This window comes from Flagellimonas sp. B-3, assembly GCF_056857835.1.
This window is the reverse complement of record NZ_JBSXNW010000022.1, coordinates 168161-186186: the sequence shown is the minus strand read 5'-3', so window position 1 is coordinate 186186 and position 18026 is coordinate 168161. Positions and strand designations below refer to the sequence as shown.

The 18026-nt window shown below is 41.6% G+C and carries 19 protein-coding genes; 10 read left to right on the top strand and 9 right to left on the bottom strand.

What is annotated here, in order from left to right; genetic code table 11:
• Positions 1 to 30 precede the first annotated feature (30 nt).
• A complete protein-coding gene (locus AC13CS_RS10825; RefSeq protein ID WP_163625148.1) occupies positions 31 to 405 on the top strand; it encodes a GxxExxY protein in 375 nt (124 codons plus the stop codon).
• Between the two features lie 363 nt (positions 406 to 768).
• Positions 769 to 1533 carry a class I SAM-dependent methyltransferase gene (locus tag AC13CS_RS10820; RefSeq protein ID WP_293167628.1) on the top strand — a complete coding sequence of 255 codons (765 nt, stop codon included), beginning with the start codon at positions 769 to 771 and terminating at the stop codon, positions 1531 to 1533.
• Here AC13CS_RS10820 and AC13CS_RS10815 read toward each other — a convergent pair whose 3' ends face one another.
• The 8 genes from AC13CS_RS10815 to AC13CS_RS10780 all read right to left on the bottom strand — a co-directional run bounded on the left by AC13CS_RS10815 (position 1534) and on the right by AC13CS_RS10780 (position 9066).
• Complete coding sequence (locus AC13CS_RS10815) at positions 1534 to 2538, bottom strand: FAD:protein FMN transferase (RefSeq protein WP_293167630.1); 1005 nt, start codon at positions 2536 to 2538, stop codon at positions 1534 to 1536.
• A complete protein-coding gene (locus AC13CS_RS10810; RefSeq protein WP_163625151.1) occupies positions 2539 to 2898 on the bottom strand; it encodes a Na(+)-translocating NADH-quinone reductase subunit F in 360 nt (119 codons plus the stop codon).
• A gap of 87 nt (positions 2899 to 2985) precedes the next feature.
• On the bottom strand, positions 2986 to 4296 hold the full coding sequence (nqrF, locus tag AC13CS_RS10805; RefSeq protein WP_293167633.1) for an NADH:ubiquinone reductase (Na(+)-transporting) subunit F: 1311 nt from the start codon (positions 4294 to 4296) through the stop codon (positions 2986 to 2988).
• A gap of 3 nt (positions 4297 to 4299) precedes the next feature.
• Positions 4300 to 5049 carry an NADH:ubiquinone reductase (Na(+)-transporting) subunit E gene (gene nqrE / locus AC13CS_RS10800; RefSeq protein WP_293167635.1) on the bottom strand — a complete coding sequence of 250 codons (750 nt, stop codon included), beginning with the start codon at positions 5047 to 5049 and terminating at the stop codon, positions 4300 to 4302.
• An 11-nt stretch (positions 5050 to 5060) separates the two neighbouring features.
• Positions 5061 to 5708, bottom strand: coding sequence for an NADH:ubiquinone reductase (Na(+)-transporting) subunit D (locus tag AC13CS_RS10795; protein WP_179385168.1), 648 nt, complete (start codon positions 5706 to 5708; stop codon positions 5061 to 5063).
• A 1-nt stretch (position 5709) separates the two neighbouring features.
• On the bottom strand, positions 5710 to 6459 hold the full coding sequence (locus AC13CS_RS10790; RefSeq protein WP_163625155.1) for a Na(+)-translocating NADH-quinone reductase subunit C: 750 nt from the start codon (positions 6457 to 6459) through the stop codon (positions 5710 to 5712).
• Between the two features lie 2 nt (positions 6460 to 6461).
• Positions 6462 to 7712: an NADH:ubiquinone reductase (Na(+)-transporting) subunit B gene (locus AC13CS_RS10785; protein ID WP_293167640.1), complete on the bottom strand. Its 1251-nt coding sequence runs from the start codon at positions 7710 to 7712 to the stop codon at positions 6462 to 6464.
• A gap of 1 nt (position 7713) precedes the next feature.
• Positions 7714 to 9066 (bottom strand): Na(+)-translocating NADH-quinone reductase subunit A, encoded by a 1353-nt coding sequence (locus AC13CS_RS10780; RefSeq protein ID WP_293167642.1) that lies wholly within the window; start codon positions 9064 to 9066, stop codon positions 7714 to 7716.
• A 151-nt stretch (positions 9067 to 9217) separates the two neighbouring features.
• On the opposite strand from AC13CS_RS10780, the gene AC13CS_RS10775 reads away from it, so the two are divergent.
• From AC13CS_RS10775 to AC13CS_RS10750, 6 genes are all read left to right on the top strand, one after another.
• On the top strand, positions 9218 to 10462 hold the full coding sequence (locus AC13CS_RS10775; RefSeq protein ID WP_163625158.1) for a type IX secretion system plug protein: 1245 nt from the start codon (positions 9218 to 9220) through the stop codon (positions 10460 to 10462).
• Between the two features lie 31 nt (positions 10463 to 10493).
• Positions 10494 to 11747, top strand: a complete 1254-nt coding sequence (locus AC13CS_RS10770) for a DUF3667 domain-containing protein (RefSeq protein WP_293167644.1) — start codon at positions 10494 to 10496, stop codon at positions 11745 to 11747.
• 5 nt (positions 11748 to 11752) lie between these two features.
• Positions 11753 to 12139 (top strand): Co2+/Mg2+ efflux protein ApaG, encoded by a 387-nt coding sequence (apaG, locus tag AC13CS_RS10765; protein WP_014033374.1) that lies wholly within the window; start codon positions 11753 to 11755, stop codon positions 12137 to 12139.
• Between the two features lie 72 nt (positions 12140 to 12211).
• A complete protein-coding gene (gene pruA / locus AC13CS_RS10760; protein WP_293167646.1) occupies positions 12212 to 13840 on the top strand; it encodes an L-glutamate gamma-semialdehyde dehydrogenase in 1629 nt (542 codons plus the stop codon).
• A 74-nt stretch (positions 13841 to 13914) separates the two neighbouring features.
• Positions 13915 to 14679, top strand: a complete 765-nt coding sequence (locus tag AC13CS_RS10755) for a creatininase family protein (protein ID WP_293167648.1) — start codon at positions 13915 to 13917, stop codon at positions 14677 to 14679.
• Between the two features lie 148 nt (positions 14680 to 14827).
• Positions 14828 to 14950, top strand: coding sequence for a hypothetical protein (locus AC13CS_RS10750; RefSeq protein WP_293167650.1), 123 nt, complete (start codon positions 14828 to 14830; stop codon positions 14948 to 14950).
• A 1-nt stretch (position 14951) separates the two neighbouring features.
• Here AC13CS_RS10750 and rsmG read toward each other — a convergent pair whose 3' ends face one another.
• Entirely contained in the window at positions 14952 to 15587 is a 636-nt protein-coding gene (gene rsmG / locus AC13CS_RS10745) for a 16S rRNA (guanine(527)-N(7))-methyltransferase RsmG (protein ID WP_293167652.1), read from the bottom strand.
• 114 nt (positions 15588 to 15701) lie between these two features.
• Here rsmG and AC13CS_RS10740 point away from each other — a divergent pair, with 114 nt between their 5' ends.
• Both AC13CS_RS10740 and AC13CS_RS10735 read left to right on the top strand, forming a co-directional pair.
• Positions 15702 to 16805, top strand: a complete 1104-nt coding sequence (locus tag AC13CS_RS10740; protein WP_163625163.1) for a fatty acid desaturase family protein — start codon at positions 15702 to 15704, stop codon at positions 16803 to 16805.
• 14 nt (positions 16806 to 16819) lie between these two features.
• Entirely contained in the window at positions 16820 to 18004 is a 1185-nt protein-coding gene (locus tag AC13CS_RS10735; protein ID WP_293167655.1) for a pyridoxal phosphate-dependent aminotransferase, read from the top strand.
• Positions 18005 to 18026: the final 22 nt, after the last annotated feature.

Here is an 18026-nt window from a genome sequence, read left to right as displayed (position 1 = left end):
TGACACGAATTTCACCAATTACTCAAATAAATGTCCCAAATCATTTATAAAAATGAGTCTTACTTTATCATCGGTTTGTGCATGGATATTCATAACGAACTTGGTAGAGGATTCAACGAAGCAGTTTATAGCGATGCTCTTGAAATTGAATTAAAATCCAATGGGGTTCCATATCAAAAGGAAGCTAAATTCGATATCATTTACAAAGGCAAAAAGTTAAGGCATCACTACTATGCTGATTTTGTAGTGGATGATAAAATCATTTTAGAACTTAAAGCAGTAGAAAAAATTAGCAGTAATCATATAAAACAAACTTTAAACTATTTGGCAGCATCAAAAATGAAGTTGGGCCTCATCGTAAACTTTGGAGAAGATAGTTTTACCTATAAAAGAGTGGTATTATAATTTGATTAGTGAAAATTTGTGCGATTCGTGTCAGATGCATACAAATATCCTTGACACTAATTGCACTTATTTCCCGAATAGATGTCCCAAATCCTATATTAAAATGAGCCCTACTTCGTTATTGGCCTATGTATCGTTATCCATAATGAGCTCAGCAAAGAATCCAGTGAAGCAGTGCCATGTGAAGCAGACTTTGGAGAAGATAGTTTTACCTATAAAAGAGTAGTATTATGATTAGATCAGTGAAAATTTGTGCGATTCGTGTCTAGATAATATAATTCACCTTAATTTTCAGGATTTCAAATTCAATGCTACCCACAAATAATGTGCCTTTATAAGTTTTAGAGAAAACTCATGTAATTCGTGTCAAAAATATTTAAATACTTCCTTAATCTAATTCCCAGACCCTTACTTATCCGATTAAGCTATTGGGTACGCCCATTGATTGCCTTTTCCCTAAAGGGAAGCTCATATACCGACCCGATTGACGGTAAATCATTCAGGAAATTTTTGCCTTATGGTTATGAGGCCCCGAGGGAAAATGTACTCTCCCCTTCTACCCTTTCGTTGGAAAGACACCGATTACTGTGGCTATACCTGAAAAATGAAACGGATTTTTTCACCAAACCGCTTAAGTTGCTCCACTTTGCCCCCGAACAAGCCTTTTACAAACGCTTTAAAAAACTGGATAATTTGGATTACACCACCACTGACCTCAATTCGCCTTTGGCGGATGTAAAAGCGGATATCTGCAACCTACCCTTTCAAGATGATTCTTTTGATGTGATCCTATGCAACCACGTTTTGGAACATATTCCAGATCATACCAAGGCCATGCAAGAGCTCTATCGTATTATGAAACCCGGTGGATGGGGCATATTTCAAATTCCACAGGACTTAAATAGAGAGAAAACTTTTGAGGATGATTCCATTACCGATAAAAAAGAAAGAGCACGCATTTTTGGCCAGTACGATCATGTCCGGATATACGGACGAGATTATTTTGACAAGCTTCGCAGTATTGGGTTTGTAGTTGAAGAGGTGGATTACACCAAAAAACTCCCAAAGGAAATGGTTGAAAAATACAGATTGGCGAAAGGGGAAATTATTCCAGTGGTCAGGAAATGATCAATTCTTGATCAAAGCCCCAAAACCCGGCGTAAAAAATTCCTGTGTCTCCCCATTTTCATCCAAATAGATGATATAGGCCTCCAACTCTTCATGATTTTCAAGAACTTGTTTGGAATCTTCCAAATCCATCGCCATAAAGGTAGTGGCAAACGCATCGGCAACAGCACAAGTTTTTGCCACAACACTTGTGGCCAGCACATTGGAATTTTTAGTATATCCTGTTTTTGGGTTGATGGTATGCACATACTTCTCCCCTGTTTCAGGGTCTACCCGAAACTTTCGGTAATTGCCAGATGAGGCCATCGCTACATCTTTCAAGGAAACAATTTGTTTTAACTGACGACCAGTTCCTGCCTGTGGATCATCTATACCAACGGACCATTGTTTGCCCGAATCTAGGTTGGTTCCCTTGGCGAGGACCTCGCCTCCAACTTCAACCAAATAATTCTCAATACCCTTTTCATTGAGCATAGCTCCCAATCGATCAATGGCATAACCCTTGGCAACGGCATTAAAATCAAAACGGATGGACGGATGGGCCTTTGTAATGGTATTATCCGCGTTCATCTTTACCTTTTCCCATCCTACGTAACCCAATAAGCTATCCACACGCAAGCTATCGAGCTCTAATTGCTCACCCGGACCAAATCCCCATGCATTGGCCAAAACACCCACAGTGGGGTCAAAATAGCCGTTTGAAGCTTTGTAAACCTTGCTTGAAACCTCAAATACCTCTTTGAACATATCATCCACAACAATAGTGGAGTCCCCCGCATTGATCTTGGAAATATCGGATGAGGGAATATAGGTGGACATAGATTGGTTCAGCACTTGAAAAACGGAATCTATCTCCTGCTGATAGTCCAATTCCTCATCAGCAATGTAAATAATGGAATAGGTGGTGCCCAGCGCATTGCCCCAATTCTGGTTTTTAACCTGTTCTTTAGGCGTACAGTTTAAAAAAAGCACGACCAATCCTAAAAACAATACTTTATACTTCATTTATATTTCAATTAAACCTTGATAGTCCACTACATATTCTTCATCCAAGTAAAGGGGTTCTGTCCTATCTGATGCATTAGAGAGTCCAACTCCAGCAAAATAGGTTCTGGCCTCGAATTTCTCAGCGTGATTCTTTACGGTAAGCATCAATTCTTCATCGTACTCCCTTGGGTTTAGGGGGAATTCCACATTCCTAACCACTATAAAATGCAGTACTTTTTCTTTTAGGCATACATACTGTGGATTTTTTTTGAGCTTGCTGTTAATGGCCATAAATTCAAAACCATCGGCCTCCAGCTCACGCCCCACAATGTTCATGGCCAAATTGTGCAGTTCCTGTTCTGTTAATTCTCTTCCCATAGCTAACAAAAAAACCGATGCACGAGCATCGGTTTGGTTTTATTCATACCTCTCGACAATGCTCGAGGTGATAATCAATTTTTAGTTCTATCCACCAAAGTCATCGAACCTGATATTCTCATCCGGAATACCAAAATCCTCTCCCATTTTCTGAACGGCTTTGTTCATCAAAGGTGGTCCACAGAAATATAGTTCTATATCCTCTGGCGTTTCATGATGGTTCAAATAGTTATCGATAACGCAGTTGTGAATAAACCCAACAAAACCATCACCTTCTTCATCATGGATGTCTTTCTTCACTTTCCAATTGTCCTCTTCCAGCGGTTCTGAAAGTGCCATGTAAAACTTAAAGTTAGGAAATTCTTTTTCCAATTGTTTGAAATGGTCAATGTAAAACAACTCTCTTTTAGAACGTCCTCCATACCAATAGGTCACTTTTCTATCGGTTTTCAAAGTTTTGAACAAGTGGTACAAGTGCGAACGCATTGGGGCCATTCCGGCACCACCTCCTACGTATAGCATTTCGGCATCGGATTCATTGATGAAGAACTCACCAAATGGACCTGAAATGGTTACGGGGTCGCCTTTTTTCAAACTAAAAATATAAGAAGAGGCAATACCTGGGTTTACGTCCATCCATCCGTTTTTGGAACGATCCCATGGTGGGGTCGCGATACGGACATTCAACATAATTTCCCTTCCCTCTGCCGGATAAGAAGCCATGGAATATGCCCTTTCTTCGGTTTCGGGATTTTTCATGACCAATGGCCATAGGTTGAACTTATCCCACTCCGCTTGAAATTTGTCCGGAGTTTCGTGCTCTTCTGGGTGAGCTGTAATATCGATATCGGAATATTTTACTTCACATGGTGGAATTTCAATCTGGATGTATCCACCTGCTTTGTAGTTCATTTCCTCTGGAATCTCAACTACAAATTCCTTGATGAAAGAGGCCACGTTATAGTTACGCACTACTTTCGCATTCCACTTTTTAATACCGAACACCTCTTCGGGAATGGTAATTTCCATATCCTGCTTTACCTTAACCTGGCAGGCCAAACGAGCGCCTTCGCTCAACTCTTTTTTGGAAAAGTGTGGCGTCTCGGTAGGCAATGCTTCTCCCCCACCTGAAACTACGTGGCATTCGCACTGAATACAGGTTCCACCACCACCACAAGCGGATGGCAAGAATATTTTTTGGTTACCCAGGGTAGACAACAGGGAGCCTCCCGAGCCTACTTCCAACTCTTTTTCACCATTAATGGTAATCGTTACAGGACCGGATGGGGATAGTTTCTCCTTAGTGAACAGCAATAGTGCCACTAAGACTAACAACAAAACAAGAAATGCTACTACGGTAATTAGAATAGTACCCCCGGTACTTGCGGCTAATATCATCTTCTATCTGTTTATGGCTTCGTTATAAGAGACTGCTTCTTCCTTATCCTCAATCTCTTTTTTAATTTCTTTTTCTTCTTGGGTTTCTTGGGCCTCAACGGTTGTGCTTTGGGTTTCCTCTGGTGGTTCGTTGTCTCCTGTGAGCATACCTCCAAAGCTTTGGAAACCGATTCCCATTAAACCTGTGATAATAAAGGTGATTCCCAAACCTCGCAGTGGCGCGGGCACGTTGGAATATCTAATCTTTTCGCGAATGGCCGCAATGGTCAAAATTGCTAAGAACCATCCAATTCCTGAGCTTACCCCATAATTCAAGGCCAACCCAATATTTGGTATATCCCTTGTCTGCATAAACAAGGACCCCCCCAAGATGGCACAGTTTACCGCAATCAAAGGCAAGAAAATACCCAAGGAGTTATACAGGGATGGCGAAAACTTCTCTACTACGATCTCCACCAACTGCACCATCGTGGCAATGGTTGCAATAAATAGAATAAAGGATAGGAAACTAAGGTCGTAATCGGCGTATTCAGGGCCCAACCAAACCAAGGCTCCATCTTGCAGCAAATATTTATCTAACAACCAGTTTAAGGGCACGGTAACGCCCAATACGAATATTACGGCAGCTCCCAATCCTACAGCTGTAGAAACCTTTTTGGATACGGCCAAGTAGGAACACATTCCCAAAAAGACCGCAAACACCATATTGTCTACGAAGATTGATCTAAAAAATAGTTCTAAATGCTCTAACATGCTTCCTTAGTTTATGCTTCTTCAATTAATGCCCTATTTCTGGAGCGTTGCACCCAAATAATGATTCCCACAACAATCAATGCTGCCGGGGGTATGATCATAAATCCATTGTTTTCGTAACCGATGGAGTACAATCCAGTTTTTGCGATGGGGTCTCCCAATACTTTTATACCGAACAGGGTTCCCGATCCCAATAGTTCCCTAAAGAAACCTACTATGACCAGAATTACTCCATATCCTAGAGCGTTCCCTATTCCATCAAGAAATGCTCTACGGGGCCCGTTTCCTAGGGCAAAAGCCTCAAAACGTCCCATAATGATACAGTTGGTGATAATAAGTCCAATAAATACCGATAGGGTTTTACTTAGGTCGTAGGCAAAAGCCTTTAATACTTGATCCACAATAATAACCAAGGCGGCAACAACGACCAACTGCACAATGATCCTAATTTTTGATGGAATAATATTTCGTATGAGCGAAATTACCACATTACCTACTCCCATTACAAACAATACGGATATTGCCATTACCACCGAAGCTTTTAGCTCCGCAGTAATTGCCAAGGCGGAACAGATACCCAACACCTGAATAGTGATAGGGTTGTTGTCCGCTAACGGGTCTTTTATCAGATTTGCATCTTTTTTTGATAGTAGCGCCATATTAATTGGATCTAATAGTTTGTAAATAGGGTTTGTAAAGCTTCAGGCTCTCTTTGATCATTGCGGTTACTCCATTACCAGTAATGGTAGCACCGGCCAAAGCATCTACTGCGTTATCTTCTTTATCGTTGTTCAAAGGATCGTTGTTCCCTTTTGCTACATTAACACCTGCATAGGTATTGCCGTCCATAACGGATTCTCCCTTGAAGTCGTCCATAAAAAAGCGTTGGTTAATATTGGAACCCAGTCCAGGGGTTTCTCCCTTATGATCAAAAAAGACGCCTTTTATTTCCATGTTCTCATCCAAGGAAATATATCCCCAAATGGCATCCCAAAGTCCTTTACCGTACATGGGGATGATATAGAATTTTTCCCCGTCCTTTTCACCGATCAACAAAGGAAGTTCCGCCTTCTCTCCATTCTTTGCTTTTGCTATTTCTTTCTGTACATCGATTAGGTAGGCATTCTCTTTTTCCACTGCTTCGGAACCTTCCAATACCAATTGGGAAGTTATGAATTTGGAAAATTGCTCTTCAACTGTAGTTGTTGGCACAAAGGAAACATCTCCATCTCCCTCATTTTGATTAACTCCCATGGCATATAGGATGTTTTGTTGCTTTTCGAAGCGCTCGTTCTCATCAATCCTTGGTTTAAGGCCAGATGCAACAAAAGCCAGTAGCGATCCCACAACAATAACCATTAAGACTGCAAAGATTACAGTGTAGCTATTTTTTTCTGTATTGATTGCCATAATTAAGCGGTTTCCGTTTTTAATGAATCAACCTCATCCGATGCCTTTGGATATATGGTTGCTGTCTTAAATCGTTTCAATCTCTTTTTAATGTTGCCCCTTACCACGTAGTGGTCAATGGTAGGTGCGAATACGTTCATCAACAAGATGGCCAAGAATACACCTTCTGGGTATCCTGGGTTGAACACCCGGATCATTACGGACAGGAATCCGATAAAGAATCCGTAGTACCATTTTCCTTTATTGGTCTGAGCGCCCGTAACGGGGTCGGTTGCCATAAATACAATACCAAAGGCCAAACCTCCTACCAACAAATGTTGCCAGTAAGGGAAACTCATCAAGGCATAGAATTTACTGTACTCGGGCAACCAACCGGCATCTACAATGCCATTGAATATAAGTCCCATGGCCAATGAGCCCAACACAGCACTCAACATGATGCGCCATGAGGCTATTTTGGAGAAAACCAAGAAAAGACCACCCAATATAATCAACAGGGTCGATGTTTCCCCAACGGAGCCAGGGATAAATCCGTAGAACATATCGGCCAGTGAATAACTATAGTCCGACCCTTGGGCCAATGAGCCAAGGATGGTTTCTCCTGAAATGGCATCTGCGGTTCCAGCTCTTTCCACAGCTTCGTGGACCCATACTTTATCCCCACTCATCCAAGTTGGATAGGCGAAGAACAAGAATGCACGAATCGTCAGTGCAGGGTTCAATATATTCATTCCGGTACCACCGAAAACTTCTTTACCGATAACGACACCAAAGGCTACGGCGATGGTCAACATCCAAAGTGGAGTATCAACAGGTACGATCAATGGAACCAACATACCTGTTACCAAATATCCTTCTTCCACTTCATGGCCCTTGATTACAGCGAACAAGAATTCAATGGCCAAACCAACGCCATAAGACACAATTACCAAAGGTAATATGGTAGTGATCCCTACCAAAAAGTTATCCCATGTCAAAAAATGGTCAAAAAGAGAGAAACTCTCAGGAAAACCATTGATAGCGGAATAATGTTGATACCCTGCATTGAACATTCCAAACAGCAAACAAGGCACCAAGGCCATGATCACCGTATTCATGGTACGTTTTAAATCATCCGCAGCTCGAACATGCGACCCAGAATGGGTTGTTTCGTTCGGTGTATAAAGAAAAGTATGCAGTGCATTAAAGGCAGGGGCCATTTTTTTGCCCTGATACTTAAGTTTTAACTGATGTAATTTTTCTTTCATGCCCATATTATCCAAGTTCTTTTTGCAACAAATCCAATCCTTCCCTGATTATTTGTTGGTGCGGTTGTTTTGATATGCATATGAATTCTGTCAAGGAGAAATCCTCGGGAGCCACTTCGTAGAGTCCCAATTGCTCCATTTCATCCAAATCTTTTACCATACAGGCCTTCAAAAGTTGAAGTGGGTATATGTCCAGAGGAAAAACCTCTTCGTACCTACCTGTTACCACAAAAGCCCTGTGCTCTCCATTGGTATTGGTATCCAAATCGTATTTCTTGTTGGGCTGCAGCCAAGAAAAGGTCAATGCCCTTGTAGACGAAATTTTATTGAATACTGGTTTGTTCCACCCAAAAAATTCATAATCGTCCCCTTCTGGAATGGCAGTAACCGTATTATTGTAAAAGCCAAGATGTCCCTCGGTATTGGTTTTAGTACCTGTAAGCACATCCCCGTTTATCAACCTAAACCTATCTTCCTTTACACCACTTGCGTATAAAAAAGTAGAAATTTCAGCTCCAATTTTGGTCTTATAGTACTTTGGCTCCTTAATAACAGAACCAGCCAATGCCACAATGCGCTCCGCATTGAACTTACCGGTCAACAATAGCTCACCCAACATTACAAGGTCCTGTGGAGACAATGTCCAGACCACTTCACCTTTGTTTACAGGGTCAATCTTATTGATTTGTGTGCCCACCAAGCCTGCTGGATGGGGGCCGGAAACCTTGTGCAGTTCTATTCCCTTAATATCATTGAAGGGCGACCTGTTCGATTTCCCGATAGATACATGGATTTTACCCGGTGTAAGCTTGCTAAGACCCATTATCGCCGCTTGAATCTCCTGTTCTTTATCCTTTAGGACAAAGTCAGGGTCTGCTGCCAATGGTGCCGTAGCGTATGCCGAAACAAATATCGCTTTCGGCGTTGCGCTTGGGTCGGCAATTACATCATAAGGTCTTTGTTTTATAAACGGCCATCCTCCACACTGTAAAAGATAGGATTTAATGGCCTCACCATTTGCCGTATCCAAATCTGGCACCTTATTTATAACGTAATTTTGTTCTTTGTCAGCAAGGATCTTTAATGTTAAGATTCTTCTTCTTGCCCCCCTAACAATTTCCACAAGCTCTCCGCTTACCGGGGAAACAAAGTGCATGTCTTCGTTGTTCTTGTTATAAAAGAGGGGTTCGCCCGCTTTTATCTCTTCCCCTTGTTTTATCAACATTTTTGGAGTGATTCCGTGGAAATCATCTAGGTTTAGGGCGTATACGTTACTGGTAACAGCTTTGGAAATAGTCTGCTCTGCCGCCCCGACGAGGTTGATATTCAACCCCTTTCTAATCCGGATGTCTTTAGACATATTGTTGTAGACCTTTTGTTATCAAAATCGGACGCAAATTTAGCACTAAAAGGATTGTTTTCATAATAATTAACCATAAAATTGGGTTTATGCCGAGCTTAATTCCCCAGGCATACTTTTTGTTTACCTTTACCCTAAAAATATGCCCTTGATGCGTTTTACCTTTATATTGACTCTTTTAGGTTTGGCGGCCACTCCGGCTTTTGGACAAGTAATGGTTGAAGTAAATCCACCGGAAAACATAAAATCAGTGGTTTTTAAAGGTCCTACCGAAGATCAATTTCCTGTGATACAACTCGGAGAATCAATGACTTTGGAGTTTGATGACCTCACTGCCAACGAACAAGATTATTATTACAAGATTGTACATTGTGATTACGATTGGACCCCTTCCCAATTACTAAAATCACAATACCTATCCGGGGCGGACAACCAACGAATTATTGACTACGAAAACAGCTATACCACCCTACAGCCCTATTCCAATTACCGGCTCACTATCCCCAACAACAATGTTAAATTAACCGTGAGTGGCAATTTTGTTCTGGAAATCTATAACAGTTATGGTGATCTTCAATTCTCCAGAAGGTTTGTGGTATATCGGGATGCCGTTTCCGTTGCAGGTACTGTAAAAAGATCTCGGGATTTTAACTTCATCAATACAAAGCAGGTGGTACAGTTTACTATCAACACAGCTTCTTTTAACGTGGTCAACCCAAAAAAGGAGGTAAAAGTAGCCATTATACAAAACCATCATTGGCCCACGGCATTATACAACATTAAACCCCAATTCACCATTGGTACGGAGCTGGTTTACAAATACAACGAGGAAACCAGTTTTTTTGGCGGCAACGAATACCTAAACTTCGACACCAAAGACCTTCGCTCCCCCAGCTTTGCCATATCCAATATTGAAATGAGGGATGTGTACCACCATTATTTGTTCACCAACGAATACCGGTACGACAAAGAATACACCTACTTTCCAGATATTAATGGCGATTTTGTGGTTAGGACGCTTCAAGGAGAAGATGTTTCCAGAGAGGCCGAATACTCCAAGGTCCATTTTAGCCTGCCCTATACCAACCAAATAGGGCTCGATAATGTTTATGTGATCGGAAAGTTCAACAATTATGCACTGGGCGATGAGAACAGAATGACATTCAACGAATCCACTGGAAAATTTGAAGCTACTTTAATGATGAAACAGGGCTTTTACAACTATAAGTATGTTGTGCAAAGGGAAGATGGTACCATTGAACCCAACCTGGTGAGTGGCAACTTCCACTTTACGGAGAACAACTACCTGATCTTGGTTTATTACAGAGATTTTGGGGACATGCACGATAGTATAATAGGTATAGGCTCCGTAAACTCAAGGAATATCAGTAATTAATTATCTTTAGCCCTAAATCCTTAAAAAAGGTATGGGTAAAAAAGATGGTTTGATCACCAAAGGTCGATACGAACTAAAGTTTAGGGGCGTAAAATGCCTTAACTGTGGGCACCCGCTTGACATAAGCGACAAGTACTGCCCTAATTGCTCACAGGCCAATAGTACCAAGAAATTAACCCTCAAAGACTTTATCGACGAGTTTTTCTCGGGCCTTATCAATTACGATTCCAAACTTTTAAAAACACTTTCCGCCCTTTTACTCAGACCCGGAAGAATTACAAAGGACTACGTAAATGGCAAAAGAATAACCTACACCAACCCTTTCCGGTTTTTGTTGAGTTTGGCCTTTCTCTATTTTTTGATGTTCACCTACAACTCCAATTTTACCAATCTGGACCAAGCAGCCAAAAATTTTGACGGCAATATTTATGATGGCTCCCCATTTAAATTCGATATGGACTCCGGAGATCTTGAAGTAGACAGTGTTGCCTTCGAAAAGCAATCCAAAAAGGCACAAAAAGCCCTAGATTCCTTAAAAAAGGTAAATCCCGGGGTTTTGGTCGGCATGCAAAAATTTGATTCGATTAAAGCGGAAGACCCCGAGCTTTCCCAGCAATTAAAATACTTGGATTCTTTGGGTGTTTTTGTGAACGGGGCACAACAAAAAGTAAAAAAGAAAGACTCCTTTATGGACGCCGACCCAACGGGATACTTTAAAGATCTCGAAAAAGAATCGGGCATAGGCGGGTTTTCCAAAAAAGTAGAGTTTTTTGGGCATGTGATCAAAAAAGACACCCTTTTTAACTTTGAAGAAGCTGAAACCAGATACAACATAGGCAATTCCTGGACCAATAGAATGGCATTTAACTCCGCAAACAGTATTTTAAGGGCAATAAAAGAACCGGGGAGCTGGGTAAATAGCACCATATCCAAACTTCCTTTTGTCATATTTTTCTTTATGCCGGTGTTCACAGTCTTCATTTGGTTGGTTTACATCAGAAAAAATTATACCTACACCGATCATCTTATTTTTAGTTTCCACAATCAGTCCCTCTTGTTTATCTTGCTCATCCTTAGCCTCACATTGGATACCATATTCAATATAAACAGCTCAGGAATCTTTCTGTTGATTTTTGCAATATACCTATACAAGGCCATGCGAAAATTTTACGGACAAGGAAGATTTAAAACCATTGTAAAATACATCTTTCTGAACACGGTATTTATGATCTTGGCCTTTTTTACGATCATTGTCACGTTTGCGGGAAGCGGTTTAACCTATTGATAGTTATGTTTACACAGGTAACCAAAGGAATTAAAATATCGGTACGCACTTCTTTCGAAGGAACCTTCTTTAAAAACTACAAGGTACACTATGCGTTTGGCTACACCATCACCATAGAGAACCTAAGCAAGGACACTGTTCAGCTCACTGCCAGACACTGGGATGTATTTGACGCCCTCAAGGACATGGAGACCATTGACGGAGAAGGTGTAATTGGCAGAAAACCAGTAATAAAACCGGGCAAATCGCATACGTACAGCTCAGGTTGCCTCTTGGCATCACCCGTAGGAGCCATGCGCGGCCATTATCGCATGGTCAACTTTACCAATGCAGAAGAGTTCGAGGTCGAAATTCCCACGTTTAAGTTTGCAGCGCCCTTCGCCATAAACTAATTGGCATCATTTTATTTTCGGTCCCTGTTTCATTACCTTTGATAGAATTGTACAACTCTAAAAAACATTTCTATGGGAAAAGGATTTTTTCAAGTTCCAACTGCATATAACGAACCTGTACTGAGCTATGCTCCAGGTTCACCTGAACGAGAAGAAGTACTAAAACAATATAACGCATTTTACAATGATAATGTGGACATTCCACTTTACATTGGAAGCGAGGAAATAAAAACGGGCAATACCAAGCCCCTGTCCCCTCCCCACGACCACAAGCATATAATTGGGCAATATCACCTTGCCGAGAAAACACACGTGGAAAAGGCCATCGCCAATTGTTTGGAGGCCAGAGATGCTTGGGCCAATTTGACCTGGGAACAACGCTGTGCCATTTTTTTAAAGGCAGCCGAACTAATTGCTGGACCTTACCGTCAAAAAATGAACGCTGCCACCATGTTGGCCCAGTCCAAAAATATTTATCAAGCCGAGATTGATTCTGCCTGCGAGATTGTGGACTTCCTTCGCTTCAACGTAGAATATATGTCCCAAATATACAGCGAACAACCAGAATCTTCCGAAGGAGTATGGAATCGCGTGGAATACCGTCCGCTGGAAGGTTTTGTATATGCCATCACCCCGTTCAACTTCACGGCCATTGCAGGGAATCTTCCCACCAGTGCCGCTATGATGGGCAACGTGGTGGTATGGAAACCAAGCGACAGCCAAATTTATTCCGCAAAAGTGATTGTTGATGTGCTCAAGGAAGCTGGACTGCCCGATGGGGTGATCAACGTAGTTTACGGAGATCCGGTCATGATTTCGGATACGGTGTTGGACAGCCCTGATTTTTCAGGAATCCATTTTACCGGTTCTACCGATGTATTCAAGAGTCTTTGGAAACAGATCGGAAACAATATCCACAAGTACAAAACATACCCCAGGATTGTTGGCGAAACGGGCGGAAAGGATTTCATAATTGCCCACCCAACAGCAAAACCCCAACAGGTGGCCACCGCCATCAGCAGGGGCGCTTTTGAGTTCCAAGGGCAAAAATGCAGTGCGGCCTCCAGAGTATATCTGCCCAAATCCACTGCCGATGAAATTTTGGAGTTGGTAAAAAAAGACATTGCCTCCTTTAATAAACCAGGTTCCCCGGAGGACATGAGTAATTTTATTACAGCTGTGATCCACGAGGGCTCTTTTGATAAATTGGCCAAATACATTGACAAGGCAAAAGCCGATAATGATGCCGAAATAATCGCAGGAGGTAATTATGATAAATCCGAAGGATATTTTATAGAGCCCACGGTAATATTGACCACCAACCCACAGTACGAGACCATGTACACAGAGCTTTTTGGGCCTGTGGTCACCATTTACGTTTATGAGGACAAGGATTGGAGCGAAACCTTGAAATTGGTGGATGGCACATCGGAGTATGGCTTAACGGGAGCTGTACTTTCAGGAGACCGCTATTCCATTGATGAAGCTACAAAAGCACTTCAAAACAGTGCGGGCAATTTCTACATCAACGATAAGCCTACAGGAGCCGTAGTGGGACAACAACCTTTTGGTGGCGCAAGGGCATCGGGAACCAACGACAAGGCAGGATCCATGCAGAACCTTCTACGATGGGTTTCCCCTAGATTGATCAAGGAAACTTTTGTTACTCCCGAGGATTATAGATATCCATTTTTGGGATAAAACAAAAAACACCTATTTTAAAGGCCGTCATTATAACATGACGGCTTTTTTGTTTAACCTAACTTATAACACCCATGCCCAGACCCTATATTTTGGCAGAAACCAACTGGAAACATTTAAAAGACGAATCTATTGACCTTGCTATATTGCCTTGGGGCGCTACCGAAGCGCACAACTACCACCTCCCCTATGCAACCGATGTCATTGAGGGATCCTCGATTGCCGAAGCCTCTGCCAAGATTGCTTGGGAACAAGGCAGCAAAGTAATTGTGCTTCCTACGATTCCGTTTGGGGTAAATACGGGTCAACCGGATATTTACTTGGACATGAACCTAAATCCAAGCACACAATTTGCCATTCTAAAAGATATTCTCACAGTTTTGAATCGTCAGGGCATAAAAAAATTTATGATCCTAAATAGTCATGGCGGCAACAATTGGAAAGCCATTATCAGGGAGTTGGGGCTACTTTTCCCCGATATGTTCCTTTGCGTTACCAATTGGTTCAACCTTGGAAATGAATCAGGGGTTTTTGACAAACCCGGCGATCATGCCGGTGAGATGGAAACCAGCCTTATTCTTCACCTAACACCAGAACTGGTATTGCCCAAAGAAGAATGGGGCGATGGAAAAGAATTCAAAAACAAGATCAAGGCCTTTTCCGAAGGATGGGCATGGACAGAACGTCCTTGGTCCAAAATAAGCGAGGATACCGGTGTAGGCGACCCCAGCAAGGCCAGCAAAGAGAAAGGCGAGGTGTTCTTTAACCTAATTTGTGCCAAAATGGGACAACTTTTTGTTGATATCGCCGAAGCCGACACAAACGACCTGTATAAGTAAACACTTATATATCAACAAACTAACAAGAAAACTACCTCAATAGAAAGCCTCAAAGGAGGTCAACCCACAATTTAAATGTAAAATTAACGTTAACTAATTGTAAATTAAACGTAATCTATTTAATTTTATAATACTAAATCAGTTAGTTATGGCAGTTAGATTCAACATGTGGGTGAAATCGGCGATTAAAAAGTATGAGCAATTATGGCAATATGCCAAGGATTATGCCCGCAAATGCAGATTGGTATATAAAAGGATGTACAGTATTTAATTTAACCCTTGAACTTCTGGGGTAAGTACACTACTTTTTTAGTCTCGAAAAAATCCTCTTCAAAATACTCGTTTAAGTCAAAGACTTGAACGGTTTCATAGCCCTTCAATTCCTCCGTAAGGTCACCGCCTTTAAGGTAAAGTATGCCATTTTTACGCTGATGGGCGGAATCCTTTTTAATCTTCCCTTTGGTCCAGTGCACAAATGTTGGCATCGCAGCCACTGCCCTGCTTACAATAAAATCATATTGTCCGGGAATTTCCTCCACACGGGAATGATGGGCTTCAACATTCTTCAATCCAAGTCCTTCCACCACCTCTTTAACGACTTTTATTTTTTTTCCGATTGCATCAACAAGGGTAAATTTTACGTTTGGAAATAATATGGCCAAGGGAATGCCCGGAAAGCCCCCGCCCGTACCCACATCCAAGATATGGGCACCTTCGTTGAACACCTGAATCTTTGCAATACCTACAGAATGAAGAACATGGCGCAAATAGAGCTCATCTATATCTTTTCTGGAAACCACATTGATTTTCTGGTTCCAGTCTTGGTACAACGCCTCCAACTTTATGAACTGTTGCTTTTGCTCGTCGTTGAGTGTCGTAAAATATTTAAAGATGAGTTCCGCTTTCATGTTCCAAACGTTATTTTTGTCAAAATTAATACTTTTATAGACCTTAACACCGTTCTAACAAAACGTTGTGACTCTAAAAAAGCATTTTAGTTACCTTTGTAAAAAATATTTTTTATGGATAAAAATACCATCCGGTTTTCAAGAAGAGATTCCGCACAATTTTTTAGGACACTTAACAAGAGAGTAAACGAATACTTCAAAGAAAACAACCTCAAGAAAACCGGTAACTGGAAACTTCACTTGAAAACCATTGTGATGTTTGCCATTTTTTTGACCCCCTACTTTTTGATGTTAACCTTAAACCTCCCTTTCTGGGGCTATTTACTACTTTCCATTACCATGGGCGTTGGAATGGCCGGTGTTGGAATGAACGTAATGCACGATGGAAACCATGGTGCTTACTCCAACAAAAAATGGGTAAACAAACTCATGGGAAGCAGCATCTACATTTTGGCCGGTAATGTTTACAACTGGCAAGTTCAGCACAATGTACTGCACCATACGTACACAAACATACACGAACACGACGAGGACATGGAAGCTGGAAGAATCTTAAGATTCTCCAAACATGCCGAGTGGAGAAAGCATCATAAATTTCAACATTACTATTCCATTTTGCTATATGGCCTATTGACCTTTAATTGGGCAATAACCACGGATTTCCAACAAATGTACCGTTATATGAAGCGGAAATTAAGCTACGGAAAACTACCCAATCCAGTAATTAACTGGAGCACATTGGTTATAACAAAAGTAATCTATATAACCATTTGGATTGTTCTCCCGTTGGTTTTTGTTGACATTGCCTGGTGGCAAGTATTGCTTGGGTTCTTTATTATGCACTACGTTGCAGGAGTGATTCTGAGTGTGGTTTTCCAATTGGCTCACATTGTGGACCATGCAGAAACCCCACTGCCTGATAAAGAAGGAAACATGAAGAACACTTGGGCCATTCACCAATTGTTCACCACGGTGAATTTTGGTACTAAAAACAGAATTGTAAACTGGTTTACCGGCGGATTGAACCATCAGGTGGAACATCATATCTTCCCGAACATCAGCCACATACATTACACAAATATTTCCAAAATTGTGAAACAGACTGCTCAGGAGTTCAATTTGCCTTATCACGAATATAAAACTACCAGAAAAGCTATAATTTCGCACTTCAAACACTTAAAAGAGCTAGGTAAAAAACCTGCGCTCCAATATCAGTAAAAAACGAAGTACCAATGAGCAACCACTTATCTGACAGGATCAAGAATATGTCCACGTCAGCAACTTTGGCCATGGCTGCCAAAGCACGGGAATTACGAAATGAAGGAAAGGATATTATAGGTTTGAGCTTGGGGGAACCCGACTTCAACATTCCTGATTTTATCAAAGATGCCGCAAAGCAGGCCATCGACGAGAATTATAGCAGCTACACCCCTGTTGATGGGTATGCAGAGCTAAAAACCGCAATTGCGAATAAATTCAAAAGAGATAACAATCTTGATTATGGTTTAAACCAAATTGTGGTATCCACGGGAGCGAAGCAATCGCTGTTTAATGTGGCCATGGTGGTTCTTAATCCTGGTGATGAAGTAATTCTGCCCGCTCCATATTGGGTAAGCTATAGCGACATCGTAAAATTGGCCGAAGGAGTTCCCGTAGAGGTTCTTACACAAATCGACACCGATTTTAAAATGACACCCGAGCAATTGGAGGCTGCCATAACCCCAAAAACACGTATGATCTGGTTCAGTTCACCATGCAACCCCAGTGGTTCGGTGTACAGCAAGGAAGAATTGGAAGGTTTGGCCGAGGTATTGAAAAAACACCCCAATATTTATGTGGTTTCAGATGAAATCTACGAACATATCAATTTTGCAGGCGGTCACGTAAGCATTGCCGGTATTGATGGCATGTACGACAGAACCATTACCGTAAACGGCGTATCCAAAGCTTTTGCCATGACGGGATGGCGTATTGGGTATATAGGCGCACCGGAATGGATTGCCAAAGGTTGCACCAAATTACAAGGACAGGTGACCAGTGGTGCCAACGCCATTGCTCAGCGCGCCGTAATCACCGCATTGGAGGCCCCAGTGAGCAAGATCCAGTTTATGATCGACAAGTTCCATGAAAGAAGAGACCTTGTACTTGGGCTTTTGGGAGAAATAGAAGGATTTAACCTCAACGTGCCCGAGGGTGCATTTTATGTTTTCCCCGATATTTCTGATTTCTTTGGAAAAACCTTGAACGGTGTCACTATTAACAATGCTTCAGATTTTTCACTGTATTTGTTGGAGCACGCCAATGTGGCCACAGTTACCGGTGAAGCTTTCGGAAACCCCAATTGCATTCGTATATCTTATGCAGCATCAGAAAAAGAATTGAAAGAAGCCATTGCCCGAATTAAGGCTGTACTTTAAATATATTAAGATGTCATACTGA

Bases quoted from the DNA above. Each gene is read 5' to 3' on its own strand.
- AC13CS_RS10825 (WP_163625148.1), top strand. From the start codon at position 31: ATGTCCCAAATCATTTATAAAAATGAGTCTTACTTTATCATCGGTTTG.
- AC13CS_RS10815 (WP_293167630.1), bottom strand. From the start codon at position 2,538: ATGAAGTATAAAGTATTGTTTTTAGGATTGGTCGTGCTTTTTTTAAAC.
- AC13CS_RS10810 (WP_163625151.1), bottom strand. From the start codon at position 2,898: ATGGGAAGAGAATTAACAGAACAGGAACTGCACAATTTGGCCATGAAC.
- nqrF (WP_293167633.1), bottom strand. From the start codon at position 4,296: ATGATATTAGCCGCAAGTACCGGGGGTACTATTCTAATTACCGTAGTA.
- nqrE (WP_293167635.1), bottom strand. From the start codon at position 5,049: ATGTTAGAGCATTTAGAACTATTTTTTAGATCAATCTTCGTAGACAAT.
- AC13CS_RS10795 (WP_179385168.1), bottom strand. From the start codon at position 5,708: ATGGCGCTACTATCAAAAAAAGATGCAAATCTGATAAAAGACCCGTTA.
- AC13CS_RS10790 (WP_163625155.1), bottom strand. From the start codon at position 6,459: ATGGCAATCAATACAGAAAAAAATAGCTACACTGTAATCTTTGCAGTC.
- AC13CS_RS10785 (WP_293167640.1), bottom strand. From the start codon at position 7,712: ATGGGCATGAAAGAAAAATTACATCAGTTAAAACTTAAGTATCAGGGC.
- AC13CS_RS10780 (WP_293167642.1), bottom strand. From the start codon at position 9,066: ATGTCTAAAGACATCCGGATTAGAAAGGGGTTGAATATCAACCTCGTC.
- AC13CS_RS10775 (WP_163625158.1), top strand. From the start codon at position 9,218: ATGCGTTTTACCTTTATATTGACTCTTTTAGGTTTGGCGGCCACTCCG.
- AC13CS_RS10770 (WP_293167644.1), top strand. From the start codon at position 10,494: ATGGGTAAAAAAGATGGTTTGATCACCAAAGGTCGATACGAACTAAAG.
- apaG (WP_014033374.1), top strand. From the start codon at position 11,753: ATGTTTACACAGGTAACCAAAGGAATTAAAATATCGGTACGCACTTCT.
- pruA (WP_293167646.1), top strand. From the start codon at position 12,212: ATGGGAAAAGGATTTTTTCAAGTTCCAACTGCATATAACGAACCTGTA.
- AC13CS_RS10755 (WP_293167648.1), top strand. From the start codon at position 13,915: ATGCCCAGACCCTATATTTTGGCAGAAACCAACTGGAAACATTTAAAA.
- AC13CS_RS10750 (WP_293167650.1), top strand. From the start codon at position 14,828: ATGGCAGTTAGATTCAACATGTGGGTGAAATCGGCGATTAAAAAGTAT.
- rsmG (WP_293167652.1), bottom strand. From the start codon at position 15,587: ATGAAAGCGGAACTCATCTTTAAATATTTTACGACACTCAACGACGAG.
- AC13CS_RS10740 (WP_163625163.1), top strand. From the start codon at position 15,702: ATGGATAAAAATACCATCCGGTTTTCAAGAAGAGATTCCGCACAATTT.
- AC13CS_RS10735 (WP_293167655.1), top strand. From the start codon at position 16,820: ATGAGCAACCACTTATCTGACAGGATCAAGAATATGTCCACGTCAGCA.